The sequence below is a fragment of the Chromobacterium haemolyticum genome, from assembly GCF_002081825.1.
In the GTDB taxonomy this organism is placed as follows: domain Bacteria; phylum Pseudomonadota; class Gammaproteobacteria; order Burkholderiales; family Chromobacteriaceae; genus Chromobacterium; species Chromobacterium fluminis.
In genome coordinates this window covers 227584-252247 of record NZ_MUKU01000001.1, presented here as the reverse complement: position 1 = coordinate 252247, position 24664 = coordinate 227584, and the positions used below count along the sequence as shown (strand labels likewise).

General features: G+C 64.1%; 24 protein-coding genes, 1 tRNA gene and 2 pseudogenes. 16 read left to right on the top strand and 11 right to left on the bottom strand.

Going from position 1 to position 24664, the window contains the following annotated elements; all coding sequences use genetic code 11:
* Window positions 1-232, top strand: a pseudogene (locus B0T39_RS25785) (IS4 family transposase); the annotation flags it as partial.
* 67 nt (window positions 233-299) lie between these two features.
* Here B0T39_RS25785 and B0T39_RS01230 read toward each other — a convergent pair.
* From B0T39_RS01230 to treR, 7 genes are all read right to left on the bottom strand, one after another.
* On the bottom strand, window positions 300-635 hold the full coding sequence (locus B0T39_RS01230; protein WP_081544438.1) for a YnfA family protein: 336 nt from the start codon (window positions 633-635) through the stop codon (window positions 300-302).
* A 22-nt stretch (window positions 636-657) separates the two neighbouring features.
* A complete protein-coding gene (locus B0T39_RS01225) occupies window positions 658-1344 on the bottom strand; it encodes a DUF1345 domain-containing protein (protein WP_081544437.1) in 687 nt (228 codons plus the stop codon).
* A 74-nt stretch (window positions 1345-1418) separates the two neighbouring features.
* Window positions 1419-2204, bottom strand: coding sequence for an arylamine N-acetyltransferase family protein (locus B0T39_RS01220; protein ID WP_081544436.1), 786 nt, complete (start codon window positions 2202-2204; stop codon window positions 1419-1421).
* 123 nt (window positions 2205-2327) lie between these two features.
* Window positions 2328-3548 carry a maltoporin gene (locus B0T39_RS01215; RefSeq protein ID WP_206118750.1) on the bottom strand — a complete coding sequence of 407 codons (1221 nt, stop codon included), beginning with the start codon at window positions 3546-3548 and terminating at the stop codon, window positions 2328-2330.
* 109 nt (window positions 3549-3657) lie between these two features.
* A complete protein-coding gene (gene treC / locus B0T39_RS01210; protein ID WP_081544434.1) occupies window positions 3658-5310 on the bottom strand; it encodes an alpha,alpha-phosphotrehalase in 1653 nt (550 codons plus the stop codon).
* 16 nt (window positions 5311-5326) lie between these two features.
* Window positions 5327-6757: a PTS system trehalose-specific EIIBC component gene (gene treP / locus B0T39_RS01205; RefSeq protein ID WP_081544433.1), complete on the bottom strand. Its 1431-nt coding sequence runs from the start codon at window positions 6755-6757 to the stop codon at window positions 5327-5329.
* A 233-nt stretch (window positions 6758-6990) separates the two neighbouring features.
* The gene (treR, locus tag B0T39_RS01200) at window positions 6991-7698 is read right to left on the bottom strand and encodes a trehalose operon repressor (RefSeq protein WP_217806177.1); all 708 of its coding nucleotides are present in this window, start codon (window positions 7696-7698) and stop codon (window positions 6991-6993) included.
* A gap of 190 nt (window positions 7699-7888) precedes the next feature.
* On the opposite strand from treR, the gene B0T39_RS01195 reads away from it, so the two are divergent.
* Window positions 7889-8365: a nuclear transport factor 2 family protein gene (locus B0T39_RS01195; RefSeq protein ID WP_081544431.1), complete on the top strand. Its 477-nt coding sequence runs from the start codon at window positions 7889-7891 to the stop codon at window positions 8363-8365.
* Between the two features lie 164 nt (window positions 8366-8529).
* On the opposite strand, the gene B0T39_RS26040 is transcribed toward B0T39_RS01195, so the two are convergent.
* The 3 genes and pseudogenes from B0T39_RS26040 to B0T39_RS26440 all read right to left on the bottom strand — a co-directional run.
* Window positions 8530-9222, bottom strand: coding sequence for a M24 family metallopeptidase (locus B0T39_RS26040; RefSeq protein WP_254894460.1), 693 nt, complete (start codon window positions 9220-9222; stop codon window positions 8530-8532).
* A 35-nt stretch (window positions 9223-9257) separates the two neighbouring features.
* Window positions 9258-9560 carry a 2Fe-2S iron-sulfur cluster-binding protein gene (locus B0T39_RS26035; protein ID WP_254894463.1) on the bottom strand — a complete coding sequence of 101 codons (303 nt, stop codon included), beginning with the start codon at window positions 9558-9560 and terminating at the stop codon, window positions 9258-9260.
* 153 nt (window positions 9561-9713) lie between these two features.
* Window positions 9714-10314, bottom strand: a pseudogene (locus B0T39_RS26440) (FAD-binding oxidoreductase); the annotation flags it as partial.
* A gap of 123 nt (window positions 10315-10437) precedes the next feature.
* On the opposite strand from B0T39_RS26440, the gene B0T39_RS01185 reads away from it, so the two are divergent.
* From B0T39_RS01185 to B0T39_RS01170, 4 genes are all read left to right on the top strand, one after another.
* Entirely contained in the window at window positions 10438-11871 is a 1434-nt protein-coding gene (locus tag B0T39_RS01185; RefSeq protein ID WP_081544429.1) for a PLP-dependent aminotransferase family protein, read from the top strand.
* 59 nt (window positions 11872-11930) lie between these two features.
* The gene (locus B0T39_RS01180) at window positions 11931-12410 is read left to right on the top strand and encodes an SRPBCC family protein (RefSeq protein WP_081544428.1); all 480 of its coding nucleotides are present in this window, start codon (window positions 11931-11933) and stop codon (window positions 12408-12410) included.
* Window positions 12411-12531: 121 nt separating this feature from the next.
* Window positions 12532-12605: transfer RNA gene (locus B0T39_RS01175), tRNA-Gly, on the top strand.
* Window positions 12606-12668: 63 nt separating this feature from the next.
* Window positions 12669-14819 (top strand): AsmA family protein, encoded by a 2151-nt coding sequence (locus tag B0T39_RS01170; protein ID WP_081544427.1) that lies wholly within the window; start codon window positions 12669-12671, stop codon window positions 14817-14819.
* A 219-nt stretch (window positions 14820-15038) separates the two neighbouring features.
* On the opposite strand, the gene B0T39_RS01165 is transcribed toward B0T39_RS01170, so the two are convergent.
* On the bottom strand, window positions 15039-17012 hold the full coding sequence (locus B0T39_RS01165; protein WP_081544426.1) for a cation:proton antiporter domain-containing protein: 1974 nt from the start codon (window positions 17010-17012) through the stop codon (window positions 15039-15041).
* A 117-nt stretch (window positions 17013-17129) separates the two neighbouring features.
* On the opposite strand from B0T39_RS01165, the gene B0T39_RS01160 reads away from it, so the two are divergent.
* The 10 genes from B0T39_RS01160 to rapZ all read left to right on the top strand — a co-directional run bounded on the left by B0T39_RS01160 (window position 17130) and on the right by rapZ (window position 24656).
* The gene (locus B0T39_RS01160) at window positions 17130-18110 is read left to right on the top strand and encodes a KpsF/GutQ family sugar-phosphate isomerase (RefSeq protein WP_081544425.1); all 981 of its coding nucleotides are present in this window, start codon (window positions 17130-17132) and stop codon (window positions 18108-18110) included.
* 24 nt (window positions 18111-18134) lie between these two features.
* Entirely contained in the window at window positions 18135-18659 is a 525-nt protein-coding gene (locus tag B0T39_RS01155; protein WP_043632491.1) for a KdsC family phosphatase, read from the top strand.
* Entirely contained in the window at window positions 18656-19225 is a 570-nt protein-coding gene (gene lptC, locus B0T39_RS01150; protein ID WP_081544424.1) for an LPS export ABC transporter periplasmic protein LptC, read from the top strand. Before B0T39_RS01155 ends, lptC begins: the two co-directional genes overlap by 4 nt.
* On the top strand, window positions 19215-19769 hold the full coding sequence (gene lptA, locus B0T39_RS01145) for a lipopolysaccharide transport periplasmic protein LptA (protein WP_081544423.1): 555 nt from the start codon (window positions 19215-19217) through the stop codon (window positions 19767-19769). The genes lptC and lptA overlap by 11 nt, the downstream gene beginning before the upstream one ends.
* Window positions 19766-20494: an LPS export ABC transporter ATP-binding protein gene (gene lptB / locus B0T39_RS01140; protein ID WP_019104257.1), complete on the top strand. Its 729-nt coding sequence runs from the start codon at window positions 19766-19768 to the stop codon at window positions 20492-20494. Before lptA ends, lptB begins: the two co-directional genes overlap by 4 nt.
* Before the next feature lie 3 nt (window positions 20495-20497).
* Entirely contained in the window at window positions 20498-21919 is a 1422-nt protein-coding gene (locus B0T39_RS01135; protein ID WP_081544422.1) for an RNA polymerase factor sigma-54, read from the top strand.
* 67 nt (window positions 21920-21986) lie between these two features.
* Window positions 21987-22301, top strand: coding sequence for a ribosome hibernation-promoting factor, HPF/YfiA family (gene hpf, locus B0T39_RS01130; RefSeq protein WP_019104259.1), 315 nt, complete (start codon window positions 21987-21989; stop codon window positions 22299-22301).
* 121 nt (window positions 22302-22422) lie between these two features.
* Window positions 22423-22884, top strand: a complete 462-nt coding sequence (gene ptsN, locus B0T39_RS01125) for a PTS IIA-like nitrogen regulatory protein PtsN (protein ID WP_043632481.1) — start codon at window positions 22423-22425, stop codon at window positions 22882-22884.
* Window positions 22877-23833 carry an HPr(Ser) kinase/phosphatase gene (hprK, locus tag B0T39_RS01120; RefSeq protein WP_019104261.1) on the top strand — a complete coding sequence of 319 codons (957 nt, stop codon included), beginning with the start codon at window positions 22877-22879 and terminating at the stop codon, window positions 23831-23833. Before ptsN ends, hprK begins: the two co-directional genes overlap by 8 nt.
* Window positions 23814-24656, top strand: coding sequence for an RNase adapter RapZ (gene rapZ, locus B0T39_RS01115; protein WP_081544421.1), 843 nt, complete (start codon window positions 23814-23816; stop codon window positions 24654-24656). The genes hprK and rapZ overlap by 20 nt, the downstream gene beginning before the upstream one ends.
* Window positions 24657-24664 lie beyond the last annotated feature (8 nt).

Sequence of the window (24664 nt, the reverse complement as noted above, 5' to 3'; positions counted from 1 at the left end):
CAGCGTCAGACCGACGGATCTGAGCTTTACGACGGCGCTGCATTATTTGCGCTACGAGTGGAGCTGGCTAGCAATCAGCAGCCCCGGCACCTTGCCGGCGCGGCTGCTTCGCCTGCGCGAGCGCTTGGGTGAATTGCTACTTTCGAAACAACGGCGAGGGCGTGAATGCCCTCGCGTTGTGAAAAAGCAGCCGTCCCGTTACCCGATCAAACAAGTTCGATCCGCTAAGTGAACGGCATTAGGTCCCAAGCCCGGTTTTTTCATGTCGTCTCGCCACGCGGCGGATCGGTAATCCGCTCTCAAACCGGCCGCGGCGCCAGCATGATGATGGCCATCCCGCACAAGGCCACCGCCGCGCCGGCCATGTCCCAAACACTGGGCCGCACGCCGTCCACCAGCCACAGCCACAACAGCGCCACCGCCACGTAGACGCCGCCGTAAGCGGCATAGACGCGGCCCGCCGCCGCCGGGTGCAGGCTGAGCAGCCAAACGAAGAGCATCAAGGCCAGCGCCGCCGGCAGCAACAGCCACCACGGCCCCTCCTTGCGCAGCCACAGCCAGGGCAAGTAACAGCCGACGATTTCCGCCACGGCGGTCAGGCCAAACAAGAGCAATAATTTCAAAGCATTCAACATGGGGTCTCGCTGTGCGCCGGCATCAGATCAGGCCGGCGGCGATATTGATCATCAAGGCCAACACCGTGGCGTTGAAAAAGAAGGACAGCACGCAGTGCAGCGTGCCTACCTTGCGCATGGCGCTGGTGGTGTAGCTAACGTCAGCGGTCTGCCCGGATGTGCCGATAATGCAGGCGAAATAGAGGAAGTCGCCGTAATCCGGCTCTTCCTTGCCGGGAAACTCCAGGCCAGGGGCCAGGCCGCGCGCGTGAGCGGCGTAATAGGCCCGCGCGTAATGCAGCGCGAACATCACATGAATGAAGGCCCAGGAGGAAAAGATAGTCAGGATGGCCAGCGCGACGTGGCCGGCGCGCGGCCAGCCGTGCAGGTCCTTGACTACCGCCAGCTCCAGCACGATGGCGGCCAGGCTGGCCATCGCCGCCAGCACGGCCAGCGTCATCACCAACGTCTGCCCCTCGTCCTCCAGCCTGGCCCAATGACGAATATGCTGGCGGTCCTCGCTGAACATCATCCAGGCCACCAGCGTCAGATAGAGCACGGAGCCCACGTTCCAGCCGACGATGAAGCGGGTAATCTCCTGCACCGGCGACAACCAGGGCAGCGCTTGCACAACCAGCAGGCCGACAGCGGCGGCGATTGCCAGCCTCGGACGGGCCAGTAGCATGCGCGCCGGCGCAAACCGGCGAATGGAGCGAAACAGGGCGGACATGACGGCGAAACTCCCCGATGATGGATCAGGGCCTCAGTGTACCTGTCCCGGCGCGGGCGGCAAGCCCTCGCCGTTCAAGCCGGCAGTTCGCTGAAGCGCCGGGTGAACAGCCGGCGGAAGATCTCGAACTCGCCCGGCGCCAACGCCAGCCGACATTGCCTGCCGTTGCGGGTCTCGGTCAGCGTCTCCTCGGTCAGCACCCGGCTGCCTTCTGCGGTCAGCAAGGCCATCAGCCGGGTCTTGTTGAACGGCGAGCGCGGGTCTTCGGCGATGCGGCGCTGGATCTCGCTCAGCGCGCCGCAATCGGCGATCTCATCGTCCAGATCGAAGCCGTAGGCGATGCGCCAGCCTTCGCCCGGCGGCCGCCGTTCCAGTTGCGCGAAGCCGGCGCCGGCCGGCCAGGCCACCCGGTAGTCGCCGTTGGCGGAGCGCGCCACTTCGCCGCACAGCGGCACCATGCGCAGCGGTTGCTTCAGGCCGTAGCCGCAATCGAGCAAATAGCCCTGGGCTTGGTGCCACAGCAGGATGGCGACATGGGTGCCGCCCAGCGGCAGCCAATCCTGGCTGTCCTCATCGAAGATCGTGGCGCGGATCAGGCTGGCTTCCAGGCCGTTGCGGCGCAGGAACAGATAGAGCAAGGGATTGAGTTCGTAACACAGGCCCCCTTCGTCGCGCAGCGCGATTTTTTCCAACAGGCTCCGCTCGCTGATCGGTTCGGGACCGCCCTGGAACAGGCTCAGGTTTTCAAACGGCAGACTCAATGCCGTCTCGCGCAGCAAATCGTCAATGTCTTCGAAGGCCAGCGGCCGCTGCGCGTCCCAGCCGATGCGGGCCCGAAATAGAGCGTTGATGTCCGGCATAGTCCCTCCCGTCTCGCTTCAGACAGGCAATCTAACAGCCGCCGGACGGGATCGACAGATCAATTATCCGGGCGAGACGTTCAAAAAATTTGATGGTTCTCGCCCGCTGCGTTCAAAGCTCGCTCACCACCAGTGCTCCAGCTGCACACCGAAGGTGGAGCCGCTAAGCGCATTGCCGAAGGCGCCCCCCTCGGCCAAAGTCGAGCCGGGCGCGGCCGCCTGCTGTGCGGCACGGTTCCAGCGCGCGTAGGTGTAGAAGAAACGCAGTTCCGGCCGGCTCCAAAACGCCTTGTCCAGCGCCAAGGTCGGCGCGATGGTGAACTTGCTCAAGGTGCGGACCTGGCCGTCGGCGGCCTTGACCCGATCGAAACCCACTTCGGCCGCCAGCTTGAAGCGCTCGCCGAAGGCGTAGACCGGCCGCGCGCCGGCCGACCACCAAGTCTGCCCGCCGTCCGGCCGCGCGTCGCGCTGCCAGGCCAGCATCAACTGGCCGCCGAACTCGCGCGTGGCTTGCCAGTCCAGCGCCTCCACCAGCCGGCTACGGCGCGCGCCGCTATCGCTGGCGAGGCTGCCGGTGCCGCCCAGGCCGGTTCCCGGCCCCACCCCGTATTGCAGCGCAAACAGATTGCGTCCGCCCAACACGCCTTTTTGCTCGTGCAGCGCGCTGAGCGACCAGCCGCTGTTCGCGCCCGCCACCTGGCCGGCGCGCTGGATGTAGCTGAGCCCCAGAGTCAATTCGCCGCCGGGATTGACGGCGATGCCCCCCAATTGCAGATCGTGCTTATTGGCCTGGTCCGCCTGCCACCAATTGTCGTTGCGCGAGAAGGCGTAGCTGAGCTTGAGCGCTTGGCCCAATTTGAAATCCTCCAGGCCGAAACCGGTGCCGCTGGGATTCCAGAAATAGAAGTCGGCGATATGCACGTCGTGGCGTTTGTAGTAGCGCCGGCCCGCCCACAGGGTGGCGCCGTTCAGCTGCGGGATATCGCTCCATTTGGCGTAGGCCTGCGGCAGCCGGACATTGCCGTTGTCGCCCTGGAAGGTCAGCGAATGGCCATTGCGGTTGTACAGGCTGGCCATGCCCACCACGCTGAGCTTGCTGCCGTTTTCGGCCTGGAACAGCTGCTGGCCCAGTTCCAGTTCGGCGTACTGCTCGCATTCATTGCCCAGTCGGTACTTGGTTTCGGCGCCGGCCAGCTGAAAGCAGCTCTGCTTGCCGCCGCTGTCGGAACCGCCTGCGCCCAGACGGGCGTAGCCGTGAAAATCCAGCGCTTGGGCGGCGGCGGGCAGCAACAGAGGGGCGGACAAGGCCAGCAAGGCCAGCCCGCGGGGGGCGAATTGAGTCATTGTTCTCTCCATTTCCCTTCGTTTTGGGTACAGCTCGGCCTGCCGACCGGGAATGCCGGCAAGTCGCTAAAACAGTTCATGAGCACAGCGTCTTCGAAAACCTTGCGGCTCAGCTCAGGACGGCGCGGTACAGCAAGGATTCATAAGGCCGCAGCCGCGCCCGGGCGGGATGCGACGCCGCGTCGGCGTAATTGGCGCACAGCAGCTGCCAGGCGTGGTCCGGGCTCAGGTAGTCGGCCGGCGGCGAGTAGTCGCGTTCCTCCGCGCTGAAATTGCTGATCACCAGCAGCTTCTCGCGCTCGCCGGTTCGCGCGTAGACCCACAGCGCCGGATCGTCCGGCGTCAGGCAGCGGTAATCGCCGTCGCTGAAGATCGGGTACTGCTTGCGCAGCGCGATCAAGCGCCGGTAGTGCTGCAGCACCGAGTCCGGATCTCGACGCGCGGCGGCGACGTTCACCGTCGCCGCGTCCGGCGTCAGCCCTATCCACGGCTCTCGCCGCGAGAAGCCGGCGAAGCGGCCGTCGTCCCATTGCATCGGCGTGCGCGAGTTGTCGCGCGACTTCTGCCGGATCGCCGCCATCGCCTGCTCGCGGTCCAGACCGTCGGCCAGCAACTGGCGATAAGCATTGTGGGTTTCCACATCGCGGTAGTCTTCGATGTCGGCGAAGCCGGGGTTGGCCATGCCGATTTCCTCGCCCTGATAGATGTAGGGCGTGCCTTGCAAGCCGTGCAGCGTGGTCGCCAGCATCTTGGCGGACTCCACGCGGTAGCGGCCGGCGTCGCCGAAGCGCGACACCACCCGCGGCTGGTCGTGGTTGCACCAGAACAGCGCGTTCCAGCCGCCGCCCTCGTGCATACCGCGCTGCCAATCAGACAGGATGCGCTTGAGCGCGATGAAATCGAAGGGCGCCGCGCGCCATTTCTCGCCGTCCGGGTAATCCACTTTCAAATGGTGGAAGTTGAAGGTCATCGACAGTTCGCGCCGCTCGGGATGCGAATAGGCCACGCAGTGTTCCAGCGAGGTGGACGACATCTCGCCCACCGTCATCAGATCGCGACCGGCGAACACCTCGCGGTGCATCTGCTGCAGGTATTCGTGCACTCGCGGGCCGTCGGTGTAGAAATGGCGGCCGTCGCTGTCGTCCTCGGAAAAGGCCGGATCCTTGGAAATCAGGTTGATCACATCCAGGCGGAAGCCGGCCACGCCCTTGTCCGCCCAGAAATTCATCATGTCGAACACCGCGCGCCGCACCGCCGGGTTGTCCCAGTTCAAATCCGCCTGGGTCTTGTCGAACAGGTGCAGATAATACTGTCCGCTGGCCTCGTCCCGCTCCCAGGCCGATCCGCCGAACTTGGAGCGCCAGTTATTGGGCTGGTCTCGCCAGATATAAAAATCGCGATAGGGATTGTCGCGGCCCAGCAAGGCCTGACGGAACCACGGATGCTCGGTGGAAGTGTGATTGACCACGATGTCCAGCATCACCCCGATGCCGCGCAGCCGGGCCTCGGCCAGCAGCAACTCGAAATCGGCCATGCTGCCGTAGGCCGGGTCAATCGCGTAGTAATCGCTGACGTCATAGCCGTTGTCGCGCTGCGGCGAGCGGTAGAACGGCGTCAACCAGAGATAGTCCACCCCCAGCCAGGCCAGGTAGTCCAGCTTGTCGGCCACGCCCAGCAAGTCGCCGGTGGCCGTGCCGTGGTGGCTGTAAAAGCTCTTGGGGTAGATCTGGTACACCACCGCGGATTTCAGGATCTTCTTCATCGGAACGGCTTTCGTATCAGGACTGCGGCAACTGGCGGCGCGCCAATACCCAGGTCAGGGCGAACGGCGTCACCAGGGCCACCACCATGCCCACCAGGAACATCGGAATCTGCTGCGGGATGATGGAGATGAAGGCCGGCAAGCCGCCGACGCCTATCGCCGAAGCGCGCACATGGCTGAGGGTGATGGTGGCCGCCGCCAGCGCCGAACCGGCCAGCGCCGCGTAGAACGGCAGCTTGTATCGCAGGTTGACGCCGAACATCGCCGGCTCGGTAATGCCGAAGAAGGCGGAAATCGCCGAGGTGGACGCCATGCTCTTCTCATTGCTGGCGCGCGCCAGCCAGAACATCGCCAGCGCGGCGCTGCCTTGGGCGATATTGGACAAAGCGATCATCGGCCAGATGAAGGTGCCGCCCTGGTTGGCGATCAGCTGCAGATCCACCGCGATGAACATATGGTGCATGCCGGTCAACACCAGCGGCGCGTACAAGGCGCCGAACAGCATCGCGCCCAGCACGGGCGCCAGGTTGAACACATAGACCAGCGCGTCGGTAATGGCGATGCCCAGGTGGCGCGCCACCGGACCGATCACCGCCAGCGCCAGCACGCCGCTGACCACGATGGTGACGATGGGCACCACCAGCAACTGGATGGAATTAGGCACCCGCGGCCGCAGCCACAGCTCCACCCGGCACATCACCCAGGTGGCGGCCAGGATAGGCAGGATCTGGCCCTGATAGCCCACTTTCTCGATGCGGAACCAGCCCAGCACGTCGAAATACGGCAACGCCGCGCCGTCCAGGCCGGCGGCGGCCTTGCCGTAGTTCCAGGCGTTGAGCAGATCCGGATGCACCAGCAGCAGGCCCAGCACGATGCCCAGCACCTCGCTGCCGCCAAAGCGCTTGGCCGCGGACCAGCCCACCAGCGCCGGCAGGAACACAAAGGAGGTGTTGGCCATCATATTGATCAGCCCCCACACCCCGTCCAGGCCCGGGTAGGCGTCCAGCAGGCTCTTGCCGTCGATGAACATGCCCTTGGCGCCCAGCAGATTGTTCATGCCCATCAACAGGCCGGCCACGATGATGGCGGGCAGGATGGGCATGAACACGTCGGAGAACACCTTGACCAGCTGCTGCAAACGGCCCTGCTTCTGATCGCCGCTGGACTTGACCTCGGCCACCGTGGCGCGTTGCAGCGCCGCCAGCTCAATCAAGGGCTGGTAAACCCGGTCCACGTCGCCGGAACCGATCACGATCTGGAACACGCCGCCGTGGCTGAACTGACCCTTGATCAGTTCCACCTGGCGCAGTGCCTCCTGGTCCACCCTGCTTTCGTCCTTCAAGGACAGCCGCAGCCGGGTAATACAGTGCGCGGCCTGCTGGAGGTTGTCGCGGCCGCCCACCGCTTCGAGTATCTGCGCGGCTATCTTCTGGTAATCGTGGCTCATCTGAGGGTCCCTGTATCTCTCGGCCGACGGTCTACGCCGTCTAGCCCGTTATCAAACCTGGCGGCGATATTGGCAAGCGCCGCCGATGCTGATGGCACGCTAACTGGTACAGACGAGTTGTGTCAACACTCGTATAGACGAGTTTGCGCAAAATCAAACGCGCCGGTGCGCTAACGCAACAGGCGCCATAAGTCGCTTCAGATCAAGGTATGACGGCGCGCGCCGCCGGGCCGCTATTTGCGGCGGGCGACGTCGGAGAAGAAGAATTTGTCCAGCCGGTGGCGGGACTCGGTGTATTCGAACTGACGGCCGTCGTAGAGGTGGGTGTGGTTCTTGACCACGATCACATGGTCCATGCCGTTCAAGTCCAGGTAGCGGCGGTCGTCGTCGTTGCAGGCCTGCGCCTCTATCACCCGGCGCGCGTAGCTGATGTTCAGGCCCAGCCGCTGTTCGATAAATTCGTAGATGGAACCGGCGGCGGCTTCACGATCCAGCCCCGGCACCAGGCTGGCGACGAAATAGTTGATGTCCAGAATCACGTTTTCATTGTCGATATTGCGCACCCGCTTGATCTTGAGCAGCGGGGTTTTCTCGCGCACGTCCAGCAGCCTAGCCAATTGCGCGTCCGCCGGCACCGTCTCCATTTCCGCCACCCGGGAGCTGACGCGGCGGCCCAGATGCTGATGCGCCTCCTTGAAGCTGACGATGCCGCTGAGCTGGAACTCAATATTGCCGGAGCGCAGCACAAACACGCCCTTGCCGTGGATCTTCTGCACATAGCCGCGCTCCTGCAGCATGTCCACCGCCTTGCGCACGGTGCCGCGGCTGACCTCGTAGCCCTGCATCAACTCGGTTTCGGAAGGAATGCGGTCGCCCTGCTGGTAACGCTGGTTGTCGATGTCGGCGACGATGTCGGAAAAGATTTGGCTGTATTTGTTCACGGCGTGGATTCGGCAAGATCTGGCGGAGCGCCCCAGTCCGGCAGTCTGCCTCAAGCGCGGGCGGCGCGCCAGTCCGCGCCGGACGCGTTCTTCCGCTCCGCGCAACACTGCATTGTCCGCCGCGGATATTCCGCCGGCCGCCGGCCCGGCGCACACTGGGCGCCTTCCCTCACCAGACAGGAACGTCGTCATGCACGCACCAGAACTCCGCCCGCCGCTGCCTCCCTTCGATCTCGACAGCGCCATCCTCAAAGTCCGCCTGGCCGAAGACGGCTGGAACAGCCGCGATCCGGAACGGGTGGCTCAGGCCTATACCGAGGACAGCCAGTGGCGCAACCGCGCCGAATTCCCGCGCGGCCGCGCGCAGATCATCGAGTTCCTCAGCCGAAAATGGCGGCGCGAACACGAGTACCGGCTGATCAAGGAACTATGGGCCCACGACCGCGAGCGCATCGCGGTGCGCTTCGCCTACGAATGGCGGGACGAGGCCGGCCAGTGGTTCCGTTCCTACGGCAACGAAAACTGGGAGTTCGCCGCCGACGGCCTGATGCAACGCCGCTACGCCTGCATCAACGATCTAGCTATCCGCGAGGACGAGCGCCTGTTCCACTGGCCGCTGGGGCGCAGGCCGGACGGTCATCCCGGCCTGAGCGAGCTGGGCTTGTAAGAACCTATTCAAAGTCTGCTGCGCTTCAGGCCGCCTTGCACGGCGAGTACAAGCTCAAAATGCTCATGTACCACTTGTACATTCCGCTTTTTCGCTCGTTTTCGCCTTGTCTCGCTCTCGCTCGCGAGACTTTGAACAGGCTCTAAGCCAGACCTAGGCGGCCCTCACTCCGCGAAGCAAGCATCCTCCAGCAACATGTCCTCGAAGAAAGCGCCGAAGGGCCGGGACGGATGGCGGATGTGGATTTCCAAGACCCACAGCATGCGCGCCGGAGTGAAGTCCACCTCCGCCAGCGGCCCCTCGTGGATGGCCGCGTGCGGGAAGTCCGCCAGCCGATGCCCGGACAGGTCCAGGTTCAGCGTCCAGCCGCGGCCGGCGGCGCAGTCCGCGGCGAACCGGTACAGCTCGCGCCCGCTACAGCCCTCGCTCGCCCATTTGCGCCTCACCTCGTGGAAGATGGCGCGGGCGTCGGCGGCGCAGCGCGCCATCTCCGGGTCCGAGCCGGTGACGAAGCTGTCGCCGCCGTCGCCCTCCCACTGTTTCCACACCGGGCCGATATCGATGAAGAAAATATCGTCCTCGCCCAGACGCACGCCGGGGTCGGACGCCGCGCCGAAAGTCTTCAGCGTGTTGCGGCCGAAACGCACATAGACGTCGTGCCAGCCCCGCAGCATCCCGCGCTCGGCCAGGATGTCCTTGGCCAGTTCCACCGCGTCCTCTTCCAGCATTCCCGGTTGCATCGCCGCGGCGATCAGCGCAATCGACTGTCGGGTTTTGTCCCGCACCGCCATCAATTGCTGCGGATCAAAATCCGGCCCCACGCCTTCCAAAGCCGATTGCTGAATATTTGCTTCCATTTCATGCTCCTTTGTGAATGCGGGCAGGCGGTCGCCTACCCGGGTATGACTATCTGTAAACCGTGCCAGCTTGGCTGCAGGGCGATCTGGCAGGCCAGCCGGCTGCGGCCGTCGCCGGCTTCCAGTGCCGCCAACAGCCGCCGCTCCGCGCGTTCCATTGCAGGCAAACGCGACAGCCAGTCCGGCTCGACGCGAACAAGGCAAGTGCCGCAGGCAGCCTGCCCCCCGCAGACGCCGCGCATCAGCCCGGCGGCGGCCAGCGCCTGCATCAGGCTGCCGGAGGCGGCCACCTCCAACCGCCGCTCCCCGCCATCCGCGACGCGCACGCTCAAAGCCATCGCCTCCGAAACTGACGCGGCTGAAGCTGCCGGCTGAAACGCGTCCGCCAGGAAGCGCCCTTCCGGCAGCCCGCACTCCCGCGACAGCAACTGACGCGCCGCGTCCACCATTGCCGGCGCGCCGCAGGCGTAAGCCTCGGCAGCGCGCAAACAGGGGAAATCCTCCGCCGCCGCCTGTTGCACGAAGCCGCGCCGTCCATGCCAGCCCGGCCCGGCCTCTGACAGGCACCGGCTCGAAACGAAAACCCGGACGCTCGCGCTCCCACGCCCGCATCTCCTCAAGCAAATACAGGTCGTCCGCCTTGCGGCCGCCCCAGTACAAGATCACCGGCCGCCCTCCGGACTCTCCCAAACCCTGCTGCAGCATCGCCCGCAGCGGCGCGATCCCGGTGCCGGTGGCCAACATCAGCGACTGCTCTGCGCCGGAGTCCTCCCGCCACACGCAATCGCCGTAGGGCCCTTGCAGCCAAAGCTCATCGCCCGGCCGCGCCTGCCGGCGCAACCACTCGGAAAACGCGCCGCCCGGCTGCAAACGCACCTGCAGTTCCACGCCGCCGTCGGCGCGCGGGGCCGCCGCCATCGAATAACTGCGCGTCAGCCCGCCCGGAGCCGTCACCGAAACGAACTGCCCGCTGCGAAAACGCAGCGGCCCCGCGTCAACGCACTCCAGCCGCAATCCGCATACATCGCGCCCCAGCCGCTCTATCGCCGCCAGCCGGTAGCGGCCTGCGCCGCTGTCTGCCTTTTGTGTCATTTGCCGCTCCTTGAATGTCCATCTCGATCACTTTAAGCCGCCACTGGACCAGCAAAAACATCCAGTTTTGATAAGATTGATGGTCCAGAAACAGGAACGAGAGCCAGGAAAGGAGTCCGCGGCATGCTGCGAAAATGGGATTTGCAACTCAGCCTGGATAGAGACGGCGGGCTGCCGGTGCACCTGCAAATCGCCCAGCAGATCAGCGCCGACATCCAACGCGGCCGGCTGCGGCCGGGCGCGCCGCTACCGGGCAGCCGCGAACTGGCGGCACAACTGGGCATCAACCGCAAAACCGCAGTGCTGGCCTACGAGGAACTGGCGGCGCAAGGCTGGCTGCTGACGCAGGGCCGGCGAGGCACCTTCGTCGCGCCCAGCCTGCCGCTGCTGACGCCGCGGGCCGCGCCGGCCGCCGCGCGGACGCCTACAAGCATCCCAGCAAACGACGACATCGACTTCGGCGACGGGGTGCCGGATTCGCGGCTGATTCCCTTCGACGTGCTGGGCCGCGCCTATCGCCGCGCGCTGATCTCAGCCGCCCGCGCCGGGGGGCTGGCCTACGGCGACCCGCGCGGCGAACTGCCCTTGCGACAAGCCTTGGCGGAAATGCTGGACATGGAGCGCGGCCTCAACGCCGACGCCGAGCGCATCTGCCTGGTGCGCGGCAGCCAGATGGGCATCTATCTGGCCGGCCGCGCGCTGCTGCGTCCCAGCGATGCGGTGGCACTGGACGCGCTCAGCTATCCGCCGGCGCGCGAAGCCTTTCGCTCCCTGGGCGCGCAACCGCTGGACGTGGAGCAAGACGCCGCCGGCATGCGGCCGGACGCGCTGGAACGGCTGTGCCGGACCCATCCTGTCAAAGCCGTCTACCTGACTCCGCACCACCAGTACCCAACCACCCTGATGATGCCGGCAGAACGCCGGCTGCAACTGCTGGCCCTGTCGCGGCGCTACGGTTTCACCATCATCGAAGACGACTACGACCACGAATTCCACTACAGCCGCAGCCCGATGCTGCCCATGGCCAGCCTGGACGCCGCCGAACGCATCATCTACGTGGGCTCCCTGTCCAAAGTGCTCGCGCCGGGCCTGCGCGTAGGCTACCTGGTGGCCGAGCCCGCCCTCATCCAGCGTTTCGCCGCCGACATCATGCTGATAGACCGCCAAGGCAACGCCGTCACCGAACTGGCAGTGACGGAATTGATGCATAGCGGCGAGCTGAAGCGTCATCTCCGCCGCGCTCTGCGCATCTACCGCGCGCGCCGTCAGGCGCTGGCCGACGCGATAGACCGCCATCTGGCCGGCCTGGCCGAATACGAGCTGCCGGAAGGCGGGCTGGCGCTGTGGCTGCGGCTGCCGTCCTGGGTGGACATGCCGCGGCTGAGCGCGGATGCGCGAAGCGAGGGTGTGCGCTTCCTGCCCGGCGGCGCTTTCGCCGGCGACAGCCGCGGCATCCCGGCGCTGCGTCTGGGCTTCGGCGCGCTGGAAGCGGCGCAACTGGAGCAAGGCGTCGCCCGCCTGGCGCAGGCGCTGCGCCGGCAAATTCCAGCGGCGTGATTGCAGTCGCCATGACAAAGAACTAATCTGAGCCGATACCCCCGCCCGAAAGATCCGCCATGAACCACGCCAACGGCCCTTACCGGCTCACGCTGGAACGCCTGATCGACGCCCCGCCGGAACAGGTTTACCGCGCCTGGACCGAAGCCGAACTGCTATGCCAATGGTTCACCCCGCGGCCGTGGACGGTGGCCTCGGCCGAACTGGACGTTCGGCCCGGCGGCTCCAGCCTGGTGGTGATGCGCAGTCCGGAAGGACAGGACTTCCCCAATCGCGGCGTCTATCTGGAAGTGCAGCCCGGACGCCGCCTGGTGTTCACCGACGCTTACACTGAAGCTTGGCTGCCTTCGGCCAAGCCCTTTATGACCGTGACGCTGGAATTCCAGCCCCGCGACGGCAAGACGCATTACCGCGCCGACGTCTTGCACTGGACCGAGGCCGACCTGCGCGAACACGAGGCGATGGGCTTCGCCAGCGGCTGGGGCCAGGCCACCGATCAACTGGAAGACCTGCTGGCCGGGCTGGGTGGAGGCACTTGAGCGTGTGCTTTTTTATCAATCGCTTAGCGCGCGCGCCATCGCCGGAACCGTCCACAGCGGCGGCGCGCCTTGCCAAAACAGGCAAAAAACGCTACATTCGGGCGCTCTAGCCGAAAAACGCGCGGGTGTAGCTCAATGGTAGAGCAGAAGCTTCCCAAGCTTACGACGAGGGTTCGATTCCCTTCACCCGCTCCAGTCCGATTTCCCAACCCGTAACCTAGATCAAACCGCTGGCATGGCCCATCCGAGCATCCACCAATGAAATTGAACTCCGGCCGGCTGTGGCTTCGCATCGCTGTTTACAGCCTCACCGCGCTGGTCGCGGTCATCGTGCTGGTGCAATCGCTGATCTATTGGCAGTTCGATGAAGCCCAGGTGCGCGGCACCCTGTCCCACGCCCTGCAGGATACCGACCGCGTCATCAGTATCGAAGGCCGCGTCACGCCCGTATTGTTTCCCGCCCCCGGCATCCAGATTGAAAAGCTCTCCGTCTCCGAACCTGGCCAGCAAACGCCCTTCGCCCGCGTGGAAGAAATGCGCGTCGGCCTAGCCTGGTGGCCGCTACTGTTTGGCAACCGCGAAGTCAGTTCAGTGGCGCTGTACGGCCCCAGCGCCAACATCAGCCGCGGCGAAGACGGCCGCCTGTCCATTGCCGATCTATTTCAGCGCCATAGCCAGAGCAGCTTCTCCATCAAGCTGGATACGCTGAAGATACGCGAGGGCACCCTGGTGCTGTCGGACCAGATGACCCATACCGACAGCCGCGTCGCCAGCATCAGCCTGGACGCGGACGATCTGCGCGGCGGCGCCAGCCTCAGCGCCGGCGCCATCCTGGAACAGGGCTCGCGCCCGGTGCGCCTGGCGGTCAACACCCCGCTGTCTATTCAGGACGACCAGGTCAGCCTGGAAGCGCTGGACGCGGTAGCGATGACCCAGGTTCCCGGCCTGGGTGAAAGCAAGCTCACCGTCAGCGGCCAGTACAAACTCAATTTCGCCACCTTGCAGGCCACCGGCAGCAATGTGGCGCTCGCCTTCAGCAGCGAGCGGCCCAGCAGCGAAGTCCACCTGGCGCTGCCGCAGATCAACGCCAGCTTCGACGAGCTGACCATGCCTTCCGGCCAGCTGAGCGCCAAGCTCAGCTACGCGCGCAGCCAGTACCAGTTGGAAGCCGCGCTGGAAAACCTCAAGCTCAACGAAGCCGGCCTGTACGCCGACAAGCTGCACGGCGACTTCAACTGGCTGGCCGGCTCCACCAAGGTCAACGTCAAACTCAACGCGCCGCTGTCGCTGGCCGGCATGAGCCAGTTGCGAATGCAGCCGCTGGCGCTGACTTCCACCATCACCACCCCGCTGCTGCCGCGCGGCAAGCTGGTGTCCACCATGGACGGCGCGCTGGACGGCGACCTGGACGAGCCGCGCTTCAATCTGCGGGTCGCCGGCAAAATGGACGGCTCCGACCTGGCGGTCACCGTTAGCCAGTACGGCCTGATCAAACCGCGCCACGAGGCCACCGTGTCCGTGGGCCGGCTGGACCTCAACCGCTACCTGCCGGAAAGCAAGGGCGATCCGGTGGCCATCTTCCAAAATACCGGCGATATCCCGCTGGACTGGCTGGACCTGTTCGACCTCACAGGAAAAGTGGCGATAGGCGAACTGGCGGTAGGCCGCTTCCGCATCAAGCAAATCAGCAGCAATGTGCGCGTCAACCCGCGCGAACTGGAGCTGGGCCAGATGTCGGCAGACATTTACGAAGGCCGCTTGCAGGGCGACGCCAGCCTCAGCCGCCGCGACGTGCCTCAGTTGAAAGTGAACCAGACGCTGCAAGGCATGAAGATCCGCCCGCTGCTGGTGGACTTGTTCAACTTCAGCCGCCTGGACGGCAAGGGCAACGGCAAAATCGACATCAACGCGGACGGCAAATCCTTCGCCCAGCTGCGCGACACCCTCAGCGGCAATGTGCAGATGAGCCTGAACAACGGCGCGTTGACGGGCATCGACCTAGTGGCGGCGCTGAAAAACCTGCCGGCCGAACTGAAGGAATGGAACAGCGCCGCGCAGAACGACCAGAAAACCACCTTCTCCACGCTGTCCAGCAGCTTCCGCCTGGACAAGGGCGTGGCGCGCAGCCAGGACCTGAAACTGGCGTCTCAACTGATGAATGTAGGCGGCGGCGGCAAGATAGACCTGAAGCAGAGCATCGTCGACTACACCATGGACGTGCAGGCCAACCCGCTGGCCTTCGCCCGCCTCAAGGGCGTCAACGTGCCGCTGAAAATCACCGGCCCGCTGAACGCGCCGGTGTACGCGCTGGACTTCAACGCCATGGTCAAGGGCAAGAAGACCGAGGTGGAAAAGCAGCAGGCGCTGAAGCAGCAGTTGCAGAAACAGATCACCACCATCCTGCCTTAGAACCTGTTTACGACCAGCTGCGCTGCGGTGAAGCCCGACATGGTGAGCACCGCTTCGAAATGCGCATCTACCACTTGACCATTCCGCTTTCTCAGCCGTTTTCACCTTAGTCTCGCTCTAGCTCGCGAGACTTTGAACAGGCTCTGAGACCCCGCATTAAGACAAACGGCCCCCGCGACTCACGCCGCGGGGGCCGTTTCGGCTTTATCTCGTAGGACCTTACTCTCCCTGCAGAATCCGGTATTCCGCCAGCGCCAGCTGTTCCGGCGTACCCAACAACACCAGTGTGTCGCCCTGCTCCACCTCGAAGCTGTCGTCGAAATCGGTTCGCCGCACTCGCTGGCGGCGGATCGCCTTCAATTCTACGCCCAAATCCCGCAGATGCAGATTGGCCAACGGCTGTCCCACCGCTGCCGCCCCGGTGCAAACCTGAACGCTCTGCAAGCGAGGCACCAAGGCCTCGTCCATGGCCTCGCCCTCGTCGCTGGCACCGCGGAAAAAACCGCGGAACAGGCCGTAGCGCTCCTCGCGCACCGCGCGGATGCGGCGTACCACCCGGCTCGGCGGCACACCGACCACCAGCAGCGCCTGCGAGGCCAACATCAGGCTGCCCTCCATCATCTCGGCCACCACCTCGTCGGCGCCGGCGTGGCGTAGTTGATCCATATCGCTGTCGTCCACGGTGCGCACGATCACCGGCAGCCCCGGCCGCGCATGTTCGACCGAACTCAGAATGCGCAAGGCCGCGTGAGTGTCCGCAAAAGTCACCACTACCGCCTTGGCGCGCATCAAGCCAGCCGCCACCAACACCTCGTGCTTGCCGGCGTCGCCGAACACCACCGGATCGCCAGCCTCCCCAGCCTCGCGTACCCGCTCCGGATCCATGTCCAGCGCGAAGAACGGAATCTCCTCCGCTTCCAACAGCCGCGCCAGCGCCTGGCCGCTGCGGCCGTAGCCGCAGATCACCACATGGTCGTTCTTGGACATGCTCTCCACCAGCATATGGTGCAGGTCCAGCGCCTGGAACATCCAGTCCTGCTTGATCAGACGGCGGGTGATCTTGTCCCCGTACAGAATCAGGAAGGGCGCGATCAGCATCGAGATCAGAATCGCGGCGATCGCCGCCTGAGCGGTGCCGGCCGGCACCAAATGCAGGTTCAAAGCCAGCGCCAGCAGCACAAAGCCGAATTCGCCGCCCTGCGCCAGGGCCAGCGCGGCGCGCATGGACTCATTGGACTTGTGGCGGAAACCGCGCGCCACGCCGAACACCACCGCCACCTTGATCGGCAGCAGCAGGGCCAACATCAGCAGCACTTCGCCGAAACGCTCGAACAACACCGTCAGCTCCAGCTTCATGCCGACGGTGACGAAGAAGAAACCCAAGAGGATGTCGCGGAACGGCCGAATGTCCTCCTCCACCTGATAGCGGTATTCGGTTTCCGAAATCAACATGCCAGCGACAAAAGCGCCCAAGGCCAGCGACAGGCCGGACAGCTCGGTCAGCCAGGCCACTCCCAAGGTCACCAGCAGCACATTGATCATGAACAGCTCGCCCGAGCGCTGTCGCGCCACTAGGTGGAACCACGGCCGCAGCAGGCGCTGGCCGAAGAACAACAACAGAGCCAGCACCACCACCACCTTCAACGCCGCCAGGCCCAGATCCATCCACAAGGTGTCGCTGCCGCCGGCGAAGGCCGGGAACAGGATCAGCAAGGGCACCACCGCGATATCCTGGAACAGCAACACGCCGATGGCCAACTGGCCGTGAGCCTGGTTCAACTCCAGCCGCTCGTTGAGCAGCTTGCTGACGATGGCGGTGGAAGACATCGCCAGCGCGCCGCCGACGGCGAAGCCAGTCAGCGGGCTGCCGCTGATCCAGCCCACCGCCAGGCCCACCAACAGCATAGTGGCCGCCACCTGGCCGAAACCGACGCCGAACACCAGCTGCCGCATCGCGCGCAGCTTGGGCAGGGAAAACTCCAGGCCGATGGAAAACATCATGAAGACAATGCCGATCTCGCCGAGAAAGGCGGTTTCCTCGCCTTGCGGAATCAAATTCATCACGCCGGGGCCAGCCAGGAAGCCCACCACCAGATAGCCGAGCATGGCCGGCACTTTCAGGCTGCGGCACAAGGTCACCGACAGCACCGCAGCCAGCAAAACCAAGACGATAGGGGCAAGAGACGAATGCATCGCGCGGCGGAACTCCTGAGGCTGATGGGATAGAAGGCTGCAATTTTTAACACATGCCAAGCAAAAGATGCACCAGCCTGCGTTCAGCGATTATAACCTTTGATATACTTTCGAATTATGGAAAAAGTACAAGCTACGTCCCGGCTCCAGTTGGCCCGGGAAGTCCTGCAGATAGAGTCCGAAGCCATTACCGCGTTGTCGCGCAGCCTGAACGGCGACTTTCTCGCCGCCGTGGACCTGATTCTGTCCAGCCCCGGCCGTCTAGCGGTTACCGGCATGGGCAAGTCCGGCCACGTGGCGCGCAAGATCGCCGCCACCCTGGCCAGCACCGGCACGCCGGCCTTTTTCGTCCATCCGGGCGAGGCCGCCCACGGCGACCTGGGCATGATCACCGCCCAGGACATCGTGCTGGCCCTGTCCAACTCAGGCGAAAGCGATGAGGTCATCGCCCTGCTGCCGGCCTTGAAGCGCAAGGGTGTGCGCTTGATCTGCATGACCGGACGCGAAAACTCCACCATGGCGCAGGAGGCCGACATCCATCTGGACGCCCGCGTGGAAAAGGAAGCCTGCCCGCTGGGCCTGGCGCCCACCACCAGCACCACGGTGCAGATGGCGCTGGGCGACGCGCTGGCGGTGACGCTGATGGACGCGCGCGGCTTTGGTCAAGGCGATTTCGCGCTGTCGCATCCGGGCGGCAGCCTGGGCCGCAAGCTGCTGGTTCACGTTTCCGACATCATGCACAGCGGCGATGAATTGCCGCGAGTGGCGCCGGGCACCTCGCTGAAAGACGCCTTGCTGGAATTGTCGCGCAAGCGGCTGGGCATGCTGGCCGTCTGCTCCCCCGACAACGCCCTGCTGGGTGTCTACACCGACGGCGACCTGCGCCGCACGCTGGAACGCTCCGCCAATCTCTATGACCTGACCATAGATCAGGTGATGAGCCCCTCGCCGCGCACCATAGGCCCGAAAAAACTGGCCACCGAGGCGGTGTTCCTGATGGAACAGAACAAGATCACCAGCCTGCTGGTCGTAGACGAAGACAACAAGCTGATAGGCGCGCTGCATCTGCACGACCTATTCAAAGCCGGCGTGATCTGAACGTCGGCATTAGCAAGGACAAGCATGCAAAGCATTTTCGAGCAAGCCCGCAAGGTCAAGCTGCTGATCATGGATGTGGACGGCGTGATGACCGACGGCCGCATCTACTACAACGCCCACGGCGAAGAAAGCAAATCCTTCAACGTGCAAGACGGTCTGGGCCTGCGCCTGCTGCAATCCACCGGCGTCAAGCTGGCCATCATCTCCGGCCGCGCCGACCGCTGCGTCGAACATCGCGCCCAGGCGCTGCAGATCGACCACTACTACGGCGGCGTGCACGATAAGAAGCTGGCCTTGGCCGAACTGCTGGCCTGCACCGGCCTGAGCGCCGAGGAATGCGCCTTCATCGGCGACGATCTGATCGACCTGCCCATCATCACCCGCGTCGGCCTGGCCGTAGCGGTGCCGGAAGCGCCGGCCCTGGTGCGTCAGCGCGCGCACTACGTCACCGGCTGCTCCGGCGGCAAAGGCGCGGTGCGCGAACTGGCGGAACTGATCATGCAGGCCCAGGGCTCCTTCGATCAGATCCTGGCAAGGTATCTGGCATGATCCGCCTGCTGCGCTCCCACCGCCTGTTCCCGCTGCTGCTGGTAGGCCTGACCGGCCTCTTGACCGTTTGGCTGGACCAAGTCTCTCGCTGGGACAGCAACCGACGCGAACTGGACCCGGACAAGCCCGAATACGTGGCCGAACACCTGATCGCCACCCGCTTCGACGCGCAAGGCAAGCTCAATGAACGGCTGATCGCCACCCGCATGTGGCAGTACCCGGGCAAGGACGACGCCTTCTTCGAAAACCCCGAGCTCTACCAGTACCAGCAAGGCGCACTGCAATACCAGTTGATCGGCGACGTCGGCCGTTACAACAACAAGACTCAACAGGCCTACTTCGACAAGAAGGCGACCATGATCCAGCCCGCAGCCGCGGACAAGCCGGAGACCAAGGTCGTCACCAGCGCCATGCACGTCGACACCGCCAAGAAAATCGCCCGCTCCGCCGCGCCCACCGTGTTCTATCACGGAAAATCGCACGGCAACTCCGTGGGCTTCGTCTATCAGCAACAGACAGGTTTGTTGAACCTGCTGTCTCACACCAAGATCATTTATGAAAAATAAGCTCCGTCTCCTGCTGGCCGGCCTGGCGCTGGCCGCCGCCTCCGTCGCCCACGCCGAACAGGCCGACCGCACCAAACCGATGGAAATCACCAGCGACAACGGTTGCACCATGGACCAGATCAAGGGCGTGTCCACCTGCGAAGGCAATGTGGTCATCATCCAGGGCACCTTGCGCCTGAACGCCGACAAAGTCGTCGCCACTCAGGACAAGCAAGGCCAACAGACCCTGGTGGCCACCGGCCGCATCGTCACCTTCCGCCAAAAAATGGACGGCAAGAACGAATGGGTGGAAGGCCAGTCCAGCCGCCTCGACTACAGCAGCGCGGCCAACCTCGCCGTGCTGACCGGCAACGCCCGGGTCAAGCGCGAAGGCGACCTGGTGGTGGGCAATGTGATCACCTACAACACCCAGAACGAAACCTACCAAGTGACCGGCGGCACCGCCACCGGCCCCAATAAGGGCCGCGTCACCGTGATCCTGCAACCCAAAAACGCCGCCTCCCAGCCCGCGGCGGCCAAGCCCGCCAGCGGAGCCGCCAAATGACGCAAAGCGTGCTCAAGGTAGAGCGCCTGCGCAAGCGCTTCAAAAAACGCACCGTGGTCAAGGACGTGGCGCTGGAAATCGCCAGCGGCGAAGTGGTGGGCCTGCTCGGCCCCAACGGCGCCGGCAAGACCACCAGCTTCTACATGATCGTCGGCCTGATCGGCGCCGACGACGGCGAAATCCGCCTGGACGATCAGGTGATCACCCACTACCCCATCCACCAGCGCGCGCGCCTGGGCCTTGGCTATCTGCCGCAGGAAGCCTCCATCTTCCGCCGCATGACGGTGGAAGAGAACATTAGCGCCATCCTGGAAGTGTCCGGCCTCAAGGGCAAGGAGCTGGAAAAAGAGCTGGACCTGCTGCTGGACGACCTCAACATCGGCCATCTGCGCGACAGCAGCGCGCTCTCACTGTCCGGCGGCGAACGCCGCCGCGTCGAGATCGCCCGCGTGCTGGCCACCCGGCCGCGCTTCATCCTGCTGGACGAACCCTTCGCCGGCGTCGATCCGATCGCGGTGATCGACATCCAGAAAATCATCTCCTTCCTGAAGGAGCGCGGCATCGGCGTGCTGATCACCGACCACAATGTCCGCGAAACCTTGCGCATCTGCGACCGCGCCTACATCATCAGCGAAGGCTCGGTGCTCGCCTCCGGCGAGCCGGAAGAACTGGTCAACAACGAGAAGGTGCGCGAAGTTTACCTTGGCGAACACTTCCACCTATAAGCGATGAAACAGACCCTTCAGCTCAAGGTATCGCAGCAGCTGACCCTGACGCCGCAGCTGCAGCAATCGATCAAGCTGCTGCAGATGTCCACCCTCGACCTGCAGACGGAAGTCGAGCGCTTCTTGCTGGACAATCCCTTGCTGGAACGCGGCGACGAAGCGCCGCAAGGCGAGGCGCCGGACGCCGCCGCCCAGGAGCCGGAAGCCCCGGCGGAAAGTCGCGACGAATCCTCCGGCGATGACGGCGACCGCGGCGCCGAGGCCGGCGAACTGAGCGACTGGGGCAGCGGCGGACGCCGCGGCGACGGCGACGACGAGCTGGACCCGATGCTGAACGTGCCCTGTCCAATCAGCCTGCGCGAGCACCTGCTGGCGCAACTGGGCGAAGTGGCGCTGCCCACGCGCGACCAGGCCATCGTTCAGTTGCTGATCGAAGAACTGGACGACGACGGCTATCTGAGCCAGACGCTGGACGACATTGCCAGCCACCTGCCGCTGGAACTGGAAATCGAGACCGACGAACTGATGATAGGCCTGCGCCTGCTGCAGCAGTTCGATCCGCCCGGCGTCGGCGCGCGCTCCTTGCCGGAGGCGCTGGCGCTGCAATTGCAGCGGCTGGATCCGGACGAGCCTCAGCGCGAACTGGCTCTGGCCATCGTCCGCGATCATCTGACCTTGCTGGGCAATCGCGACTACACTCGGCTGAAAAAGCAACTGAGCGTGGACGACGCCGCGCTGCGCGCCGCCCAGGCGCTGATCGCCCGCCTCAATCCCCGCCCCACCGCCGGTTTCGGCGCCAGCGACACCCAGTACGTGATCCCCGACGTCTCGGTCAGAAAACGCAAGGGCCGCTGGGTGGCAACCCTGAACGGCGGCGCCGTGCCCAGGCTGCGCGTCAACCAGATGTACGCGCGGCTGCTGGCGGAAAACCGCGGCGGCAACGGCGAAATGTCCTCGCGGCTGCAAGAGGCGAAATGGCTGGTGAAGAACATCCAGCAGCGATTTGACACTATCCTGAAAGTGGCGGAAGCTATCGTTGAACGACAGCAATCGTTCTTTGAGCACGGCGAAGTGGCCATGCGCCCGCTGATCCTGCGCGACATCGCGGACGAGCTGGGCCTGCATGAATCCACGGTGTCCAGGGTGACCACCCAGAAATACCTGCTCTGCCCGCGCGGTCTGTTCGAGCTCAAGTATTTCTTCGGCAGCGCGCTGGAAACCGACAGCGGCGGCGAGTGCTCCGCCACCGCGATCAAGGCGCATATCCGCAGCCTGATAGACGCCGAATCGCCGAGCAAACCGCTGTCTGACAGCGCCCTGGTCGAAGCGCTGTCCAAACAGGGAATACAAGTTGCCAGACGCACGATAGCCAAGTATCGTGAAGCCATGCAGATACCGCCGGTTAACCAGCGCAAGACGCTGTGAGCCAGGCGGCGGAATACAGCGATCCGGCCGACCCGACCGGACTGTCAACACCAGAAGGAGCTAGGGTATGAACCTCAAAGTAACTGGACTGCATCTGGAAGTAACTCCCGCCCTGCGCGAATACGTTGAAACCAAAATGGAGCGCGTTACTCGACATGTCGACCATGTGATCGACATTTCCGTTACTCTGTCTGTTGATAAACTGGTGCAAAAGGCTGAAGTCAATGTGCATCTGTCCGGCAAGGACATTCACGTGGAAGCCACCGAATCCGATATGTACGCCGCCATCGATCTGTTGATCGACAAGCTGGACCGCCAAGTGCTGAAACACAAGGAAAAACAGTCTGAACACCGTGCTCCGGCGCCTGAAGCCAGCCTGTAATCCCTTGAATTGGAAGGCGGGAGCCTGCGGGTTCCCGCTTTTCTTTGCACTTGCCCGTTTTCAGTACTATCAAGGCAACGTAGAATTGCCGGGTTTTTCTCAGCCGCATGCATAATCCAATATGAACCTCATCGGCAAAATCCTGACCCCCGAACACGTGTTGCTGGATCTCGACGTCGCCAGCAAGAAGCGCGTGTTCGAGCAGGTCGGCCTCTTGGTTGAAAATACCCGGGGCATCGCGCGCAGCGAAATCTTCGATTGCCTGTTTGCCCGCGAAAAGCTTGGCTCCACCGGCCTTGGCCAGGGAGTGGCGATTCCTCACGGCCGCGCGCGCGGCCTGAAGGAAGCTATGGGCGTGTTCATCCGCCTGAAAACGCCTATTCCCTTCGACGCCCCCGACGGCAAGCCGGTGCAGTGCCTGTTCGTGCTTTTGGTGCCGGAACAGGCCACGGACCTGCACTTGCAAGTGCTGTCCGAGCTGGCCCAATTGTTCTCCAGCCGCCAGATGCGCGAACAGATGCTGGGCATCTCCATCCGCGACGAGCTCTACCAGCTGCTCAATAATTGGGTGCCCAATGCCTAGCATCAGTGTCCGCCGGCTGTACCAGGAAAACCAGCAGAAGCTCAACCTCACCTGGGTTGCGGGCACCGGCGGCGCCGACAATATGATAGGCAACGACGAACAACGCCCGACTCAGGCGCTGGTCGGCCACCTCAACTTCATCCACCCCAACCGGGTCCAGGTGCTGGGCCTCGCCGAGGTGGACTATCTGAACAGGCTGGAGCAATCCGCCGCCAAGACCGCGCTCGATCAGTTGTTCCACAAGAGCATGTCGGTGGTGATGGTGGCCAACGACCAGCCCGTGCCCAAGCTGCTGCGCGACTACTGCCACACCCACAACGTCCCCTTGATGACCACCAAGCTGGAAAGCCCCTACCTGATGGATGTGTTGCGCATCTATCTGGCGCGGGCGCTGGCGGTGTCCACCGTGCTGCACGGCGTCTTCCTCGACGTGTTCGAGATCGGCGTGCTGATCATGGGCGATTCGGCGATGGGCAAGAGCGAACTGGCGCTGGAACTGATTTCCCGCGGCCACGGCATGGTGGCCGACGACGCGGTGGAGCTGTACCGCATCGGCCCGGACACGCTGGAAGGCCGATGTCCGCCCCTGCTGCGCGACTTCCTGGAAGTGCGCGGCCTGGGCATCCTCAACATCCGCACCATCTTCGGCGAAACCGCGGTGCGGCCCAAGAAGGTGCTGCGGCTGATCATTCACCTGGTCAAGGCCAACGACCAGGCGATGCAGGCGCTGGACCGCCTCAACATCCAGTCGGAAACCCAGGACATCATCGGCGTCACCATCCGCAAAGTGGTGCTGCCGGTGGCCGCCGGCCGCAACTTGGCGGTGCTGGTGGAGGCCGCGGTGCGCAACTACATTCTGCAACTGCGCGGCATCGACAGCACGCGCGAGTTCATCGAACGCCACACCAACTTCCTCAGAGACCAGGAAAATGCGCCTGATATTGATTAGCGGCCTGTCCGGCTCCGGCAAGTCGGTGGCGCTGCGCGCCCTGGAAGACGCCGGCTTCTACTGCGTGGACAATCTGCCGGCCACCATGCTGCACGAGGCGATGTCGCTGTACGCCGACTACGGCTACGAGCAGATCGCCATCAGTGTGGATACCCGCTCCGGCCCGTCGCTGGGCGCCTTGCCGGCGGAAATGGAAAAGTTGCGGGCCCAGCAGGTGGACGTGCGCCTACTGTTCCTGGAAGCCACGCCCGCCACCTTGGTCAAGCGCTTCTCCGAAACTCGTCGCCGCCATCCGCTGTCCGGCGCCGACGTCACGGTGGAGGAAAGCATTCTGCTGGAACAGGACATGCTGGCCGAGATCATGGAGTTGGGCACCCGCATCGACACCAGCGAGCTGTCCGCCAACGCGCTGCGCAGTTGGGTGCGCGAACTGGTGGACGCCGACAGCAGCCGGCTGACGCTGATCTTCGAATCCTTCGGCTTCAAGCACGGCCTGCCGCGGGATGCCGACTTCGTTTTCGACGTCCGCTGCCTGCCCAACCCTTATTACGACCCGCAGCTGCGCCCCTTCACCGGCCGCGATCAAGCCATCATCGACTTTTTCCAGCAAACGCCGGAAGTGCAACAGATGGTGGACGACATCCAGCAGCTGGTCAGCAAATGGCTGCCCTGTTTCAGCATGGAAAACCGCAGCTATTTGACCGTCGCCGTCGGCTGTACCGGCGGCCAGCACCGCTCGGTCTACATCACGGAGCAACTTGCCCGCCTGTTCGCCCCCGAACAGGTGCTGGTGCGCCATCGCCAGCTCTACCGCCAGAACTGAACGCGTTC

Bases quoted from the DNA above. Each gene is read 5' to 3' on its own strand.
- B0T39_RS01230 (WP_081544438.1), bottom strand. From the start codon at position 635: ATGTTGAATGCTTTGAAATTATTGCTCTTGTTTGGCCTGACCGCCGTG.
- B0T39_RS01225 (WP_081544437.1), bottom strand. From the start codon at position 1,344: ATGTCCGCCCTGTTTCGCTCCATTCGCCGGTTTGCGCCGGCGCGCATG.
- B0T39_RS01220 (WP_081544436.1), bottom strand. From the start codon at position 2,204: ATGCCGGACATCAACGCTCTATTTCGGGCCCGCATCGGCTGGGACGCG.
- B0T39_RS01215 (WP_206118750.1), bottom strand. From the start codon at position 3,548: ATGACTCAATTCGCCCCCCGCGGGCTGGCCTTGCTGGCCTTGTCCGCC.
- treC (WP_081544434.1), bottom strand. From the start codon at position 5,310: ATGAAGAAGATCCTGAAATCCGCGGTGGTGTACCAGATCTACCCCAAG.
- treP (WP_081544433.1), bottom strand. From the start codon at position 6,757: ATGAGCCACGATTACCAGAAGATAGCCGCGCAGATACTCGAAGCGGTG.
- B0T39_RS01195 (WP_081544431.1), top strand. From the start codon at position 7,889: ATGCACGCACCAGAACTCCGCCCGCCGCTGCCTCCCTTCGATCTCGAC.
- B0T39_RS26040 (WP_254894460.1), bottom strand. From the start codon at position 9,222: ATGGAAGCAAATATTCAGCAATCGGCTTTGGAAGGCGTGGGGCCGGAT.
- B0T39_RS26035 (WP_254894463.1), bottom strand. From the start codon at position 9,560: ATGGCTTTGAGCGTGCGCGTCGCGGATGGCGGGGAGCGGCGGTTGGAG.
- B0T39_RS01185 (WP_081544429.1), top strand. From the start codon at position 10,438: ATGCTGCGAAAATGGGATTTGCAACTCAGCCTGGATAGAGACGGCGGG.
- B0T39_RS01180 (WP_081544428.1), top strand. From the start codon at position 11,931: ATGAACCACGCCAACGGCCCTTACCGGCTCACGCTGGAACGCCTGATC.
- B0T39_RS01170 (WP_081544427.1), top strand. From the start codon at position 12,669: ATGAAATTGAACTCCGGCCGGCTGTGGCTTCGCATCGCTGTTTACAGC.
- B0T39_RS01165 (WP_081544426.1), bottom strand. From the start codon at position 17,012: ATGCATTCGTCTCTTGCCCCTATCGTCTTGGTTTTGCTGGCTGCGGTG.
- B0T39_RS01160 (WP_081544425.1), top strand. From the start codon at position 17,130: ATGGAAAAAGTACAAGCTACGTCCCGGCTCCAGTTGGCCCGGGAAGTC.
- B0T39_RS01155 (WP_043632491.1), top strand. From the start codon at position 18,135: ATGCAAAGCATTTTCGAGCAAGCCCGCAAGGTCAAGCTGCTGATCATG.
- lptC (WP_081544424.1), top strand. From the start codon at position 18,656: ATGATCCGCCTGCTGCGCTCCCACCGCCTGTTCCCGCTGCTGCTGGTA.
- lptA (WP_081544423.1), top strand. From the start codon at position 19,215: ATGAAAAATAAGCTCCGTCTCCTGCTGGCCGGCCTGGCGCTGGCCGCC.
- lptB (WP_019104257.1), top strand. From the start codon at position 19,766: ATGACGCAAAGCGTGCTCAAGGTAGAGCGCCTGCGCAAGCGCTTCAAA.
- B0T39_RS01135 (WP_081544422.1), top strand. From the start codon at position 20,498: ATGAAACAGACCCTTCAGCTCAAGGTATCGCAGCAGCTGACCCTGACG.
- hpf (WP_019104259.1), top strand. From the start codon at position 21,987: ATGAACCTCAAAGTAACTGGACTGCATCTGGAAGTAACTCCCGCCCTG.
- ptsN (WP_043632481.1), top strand. From the start codon at position 22,423: ATGAACCTCATCGGCAAAATCCTGACCCCCGAACACGTGTTGCTGGAT.
- hprK (WP_019104261.1), top strand. From the start codon at position 22,877: ATGCCTAGCATCAGTGTCCGCCGGCTGTACCAGGAAAACCAGCAGAAG.
- rapZ (WP_081544421.1), top strand. From the start codon at position 23,814: ATGCGCCTGATATTGATTAGCGGCCTGTCCGGCTCCGGCAAGTCGGTG.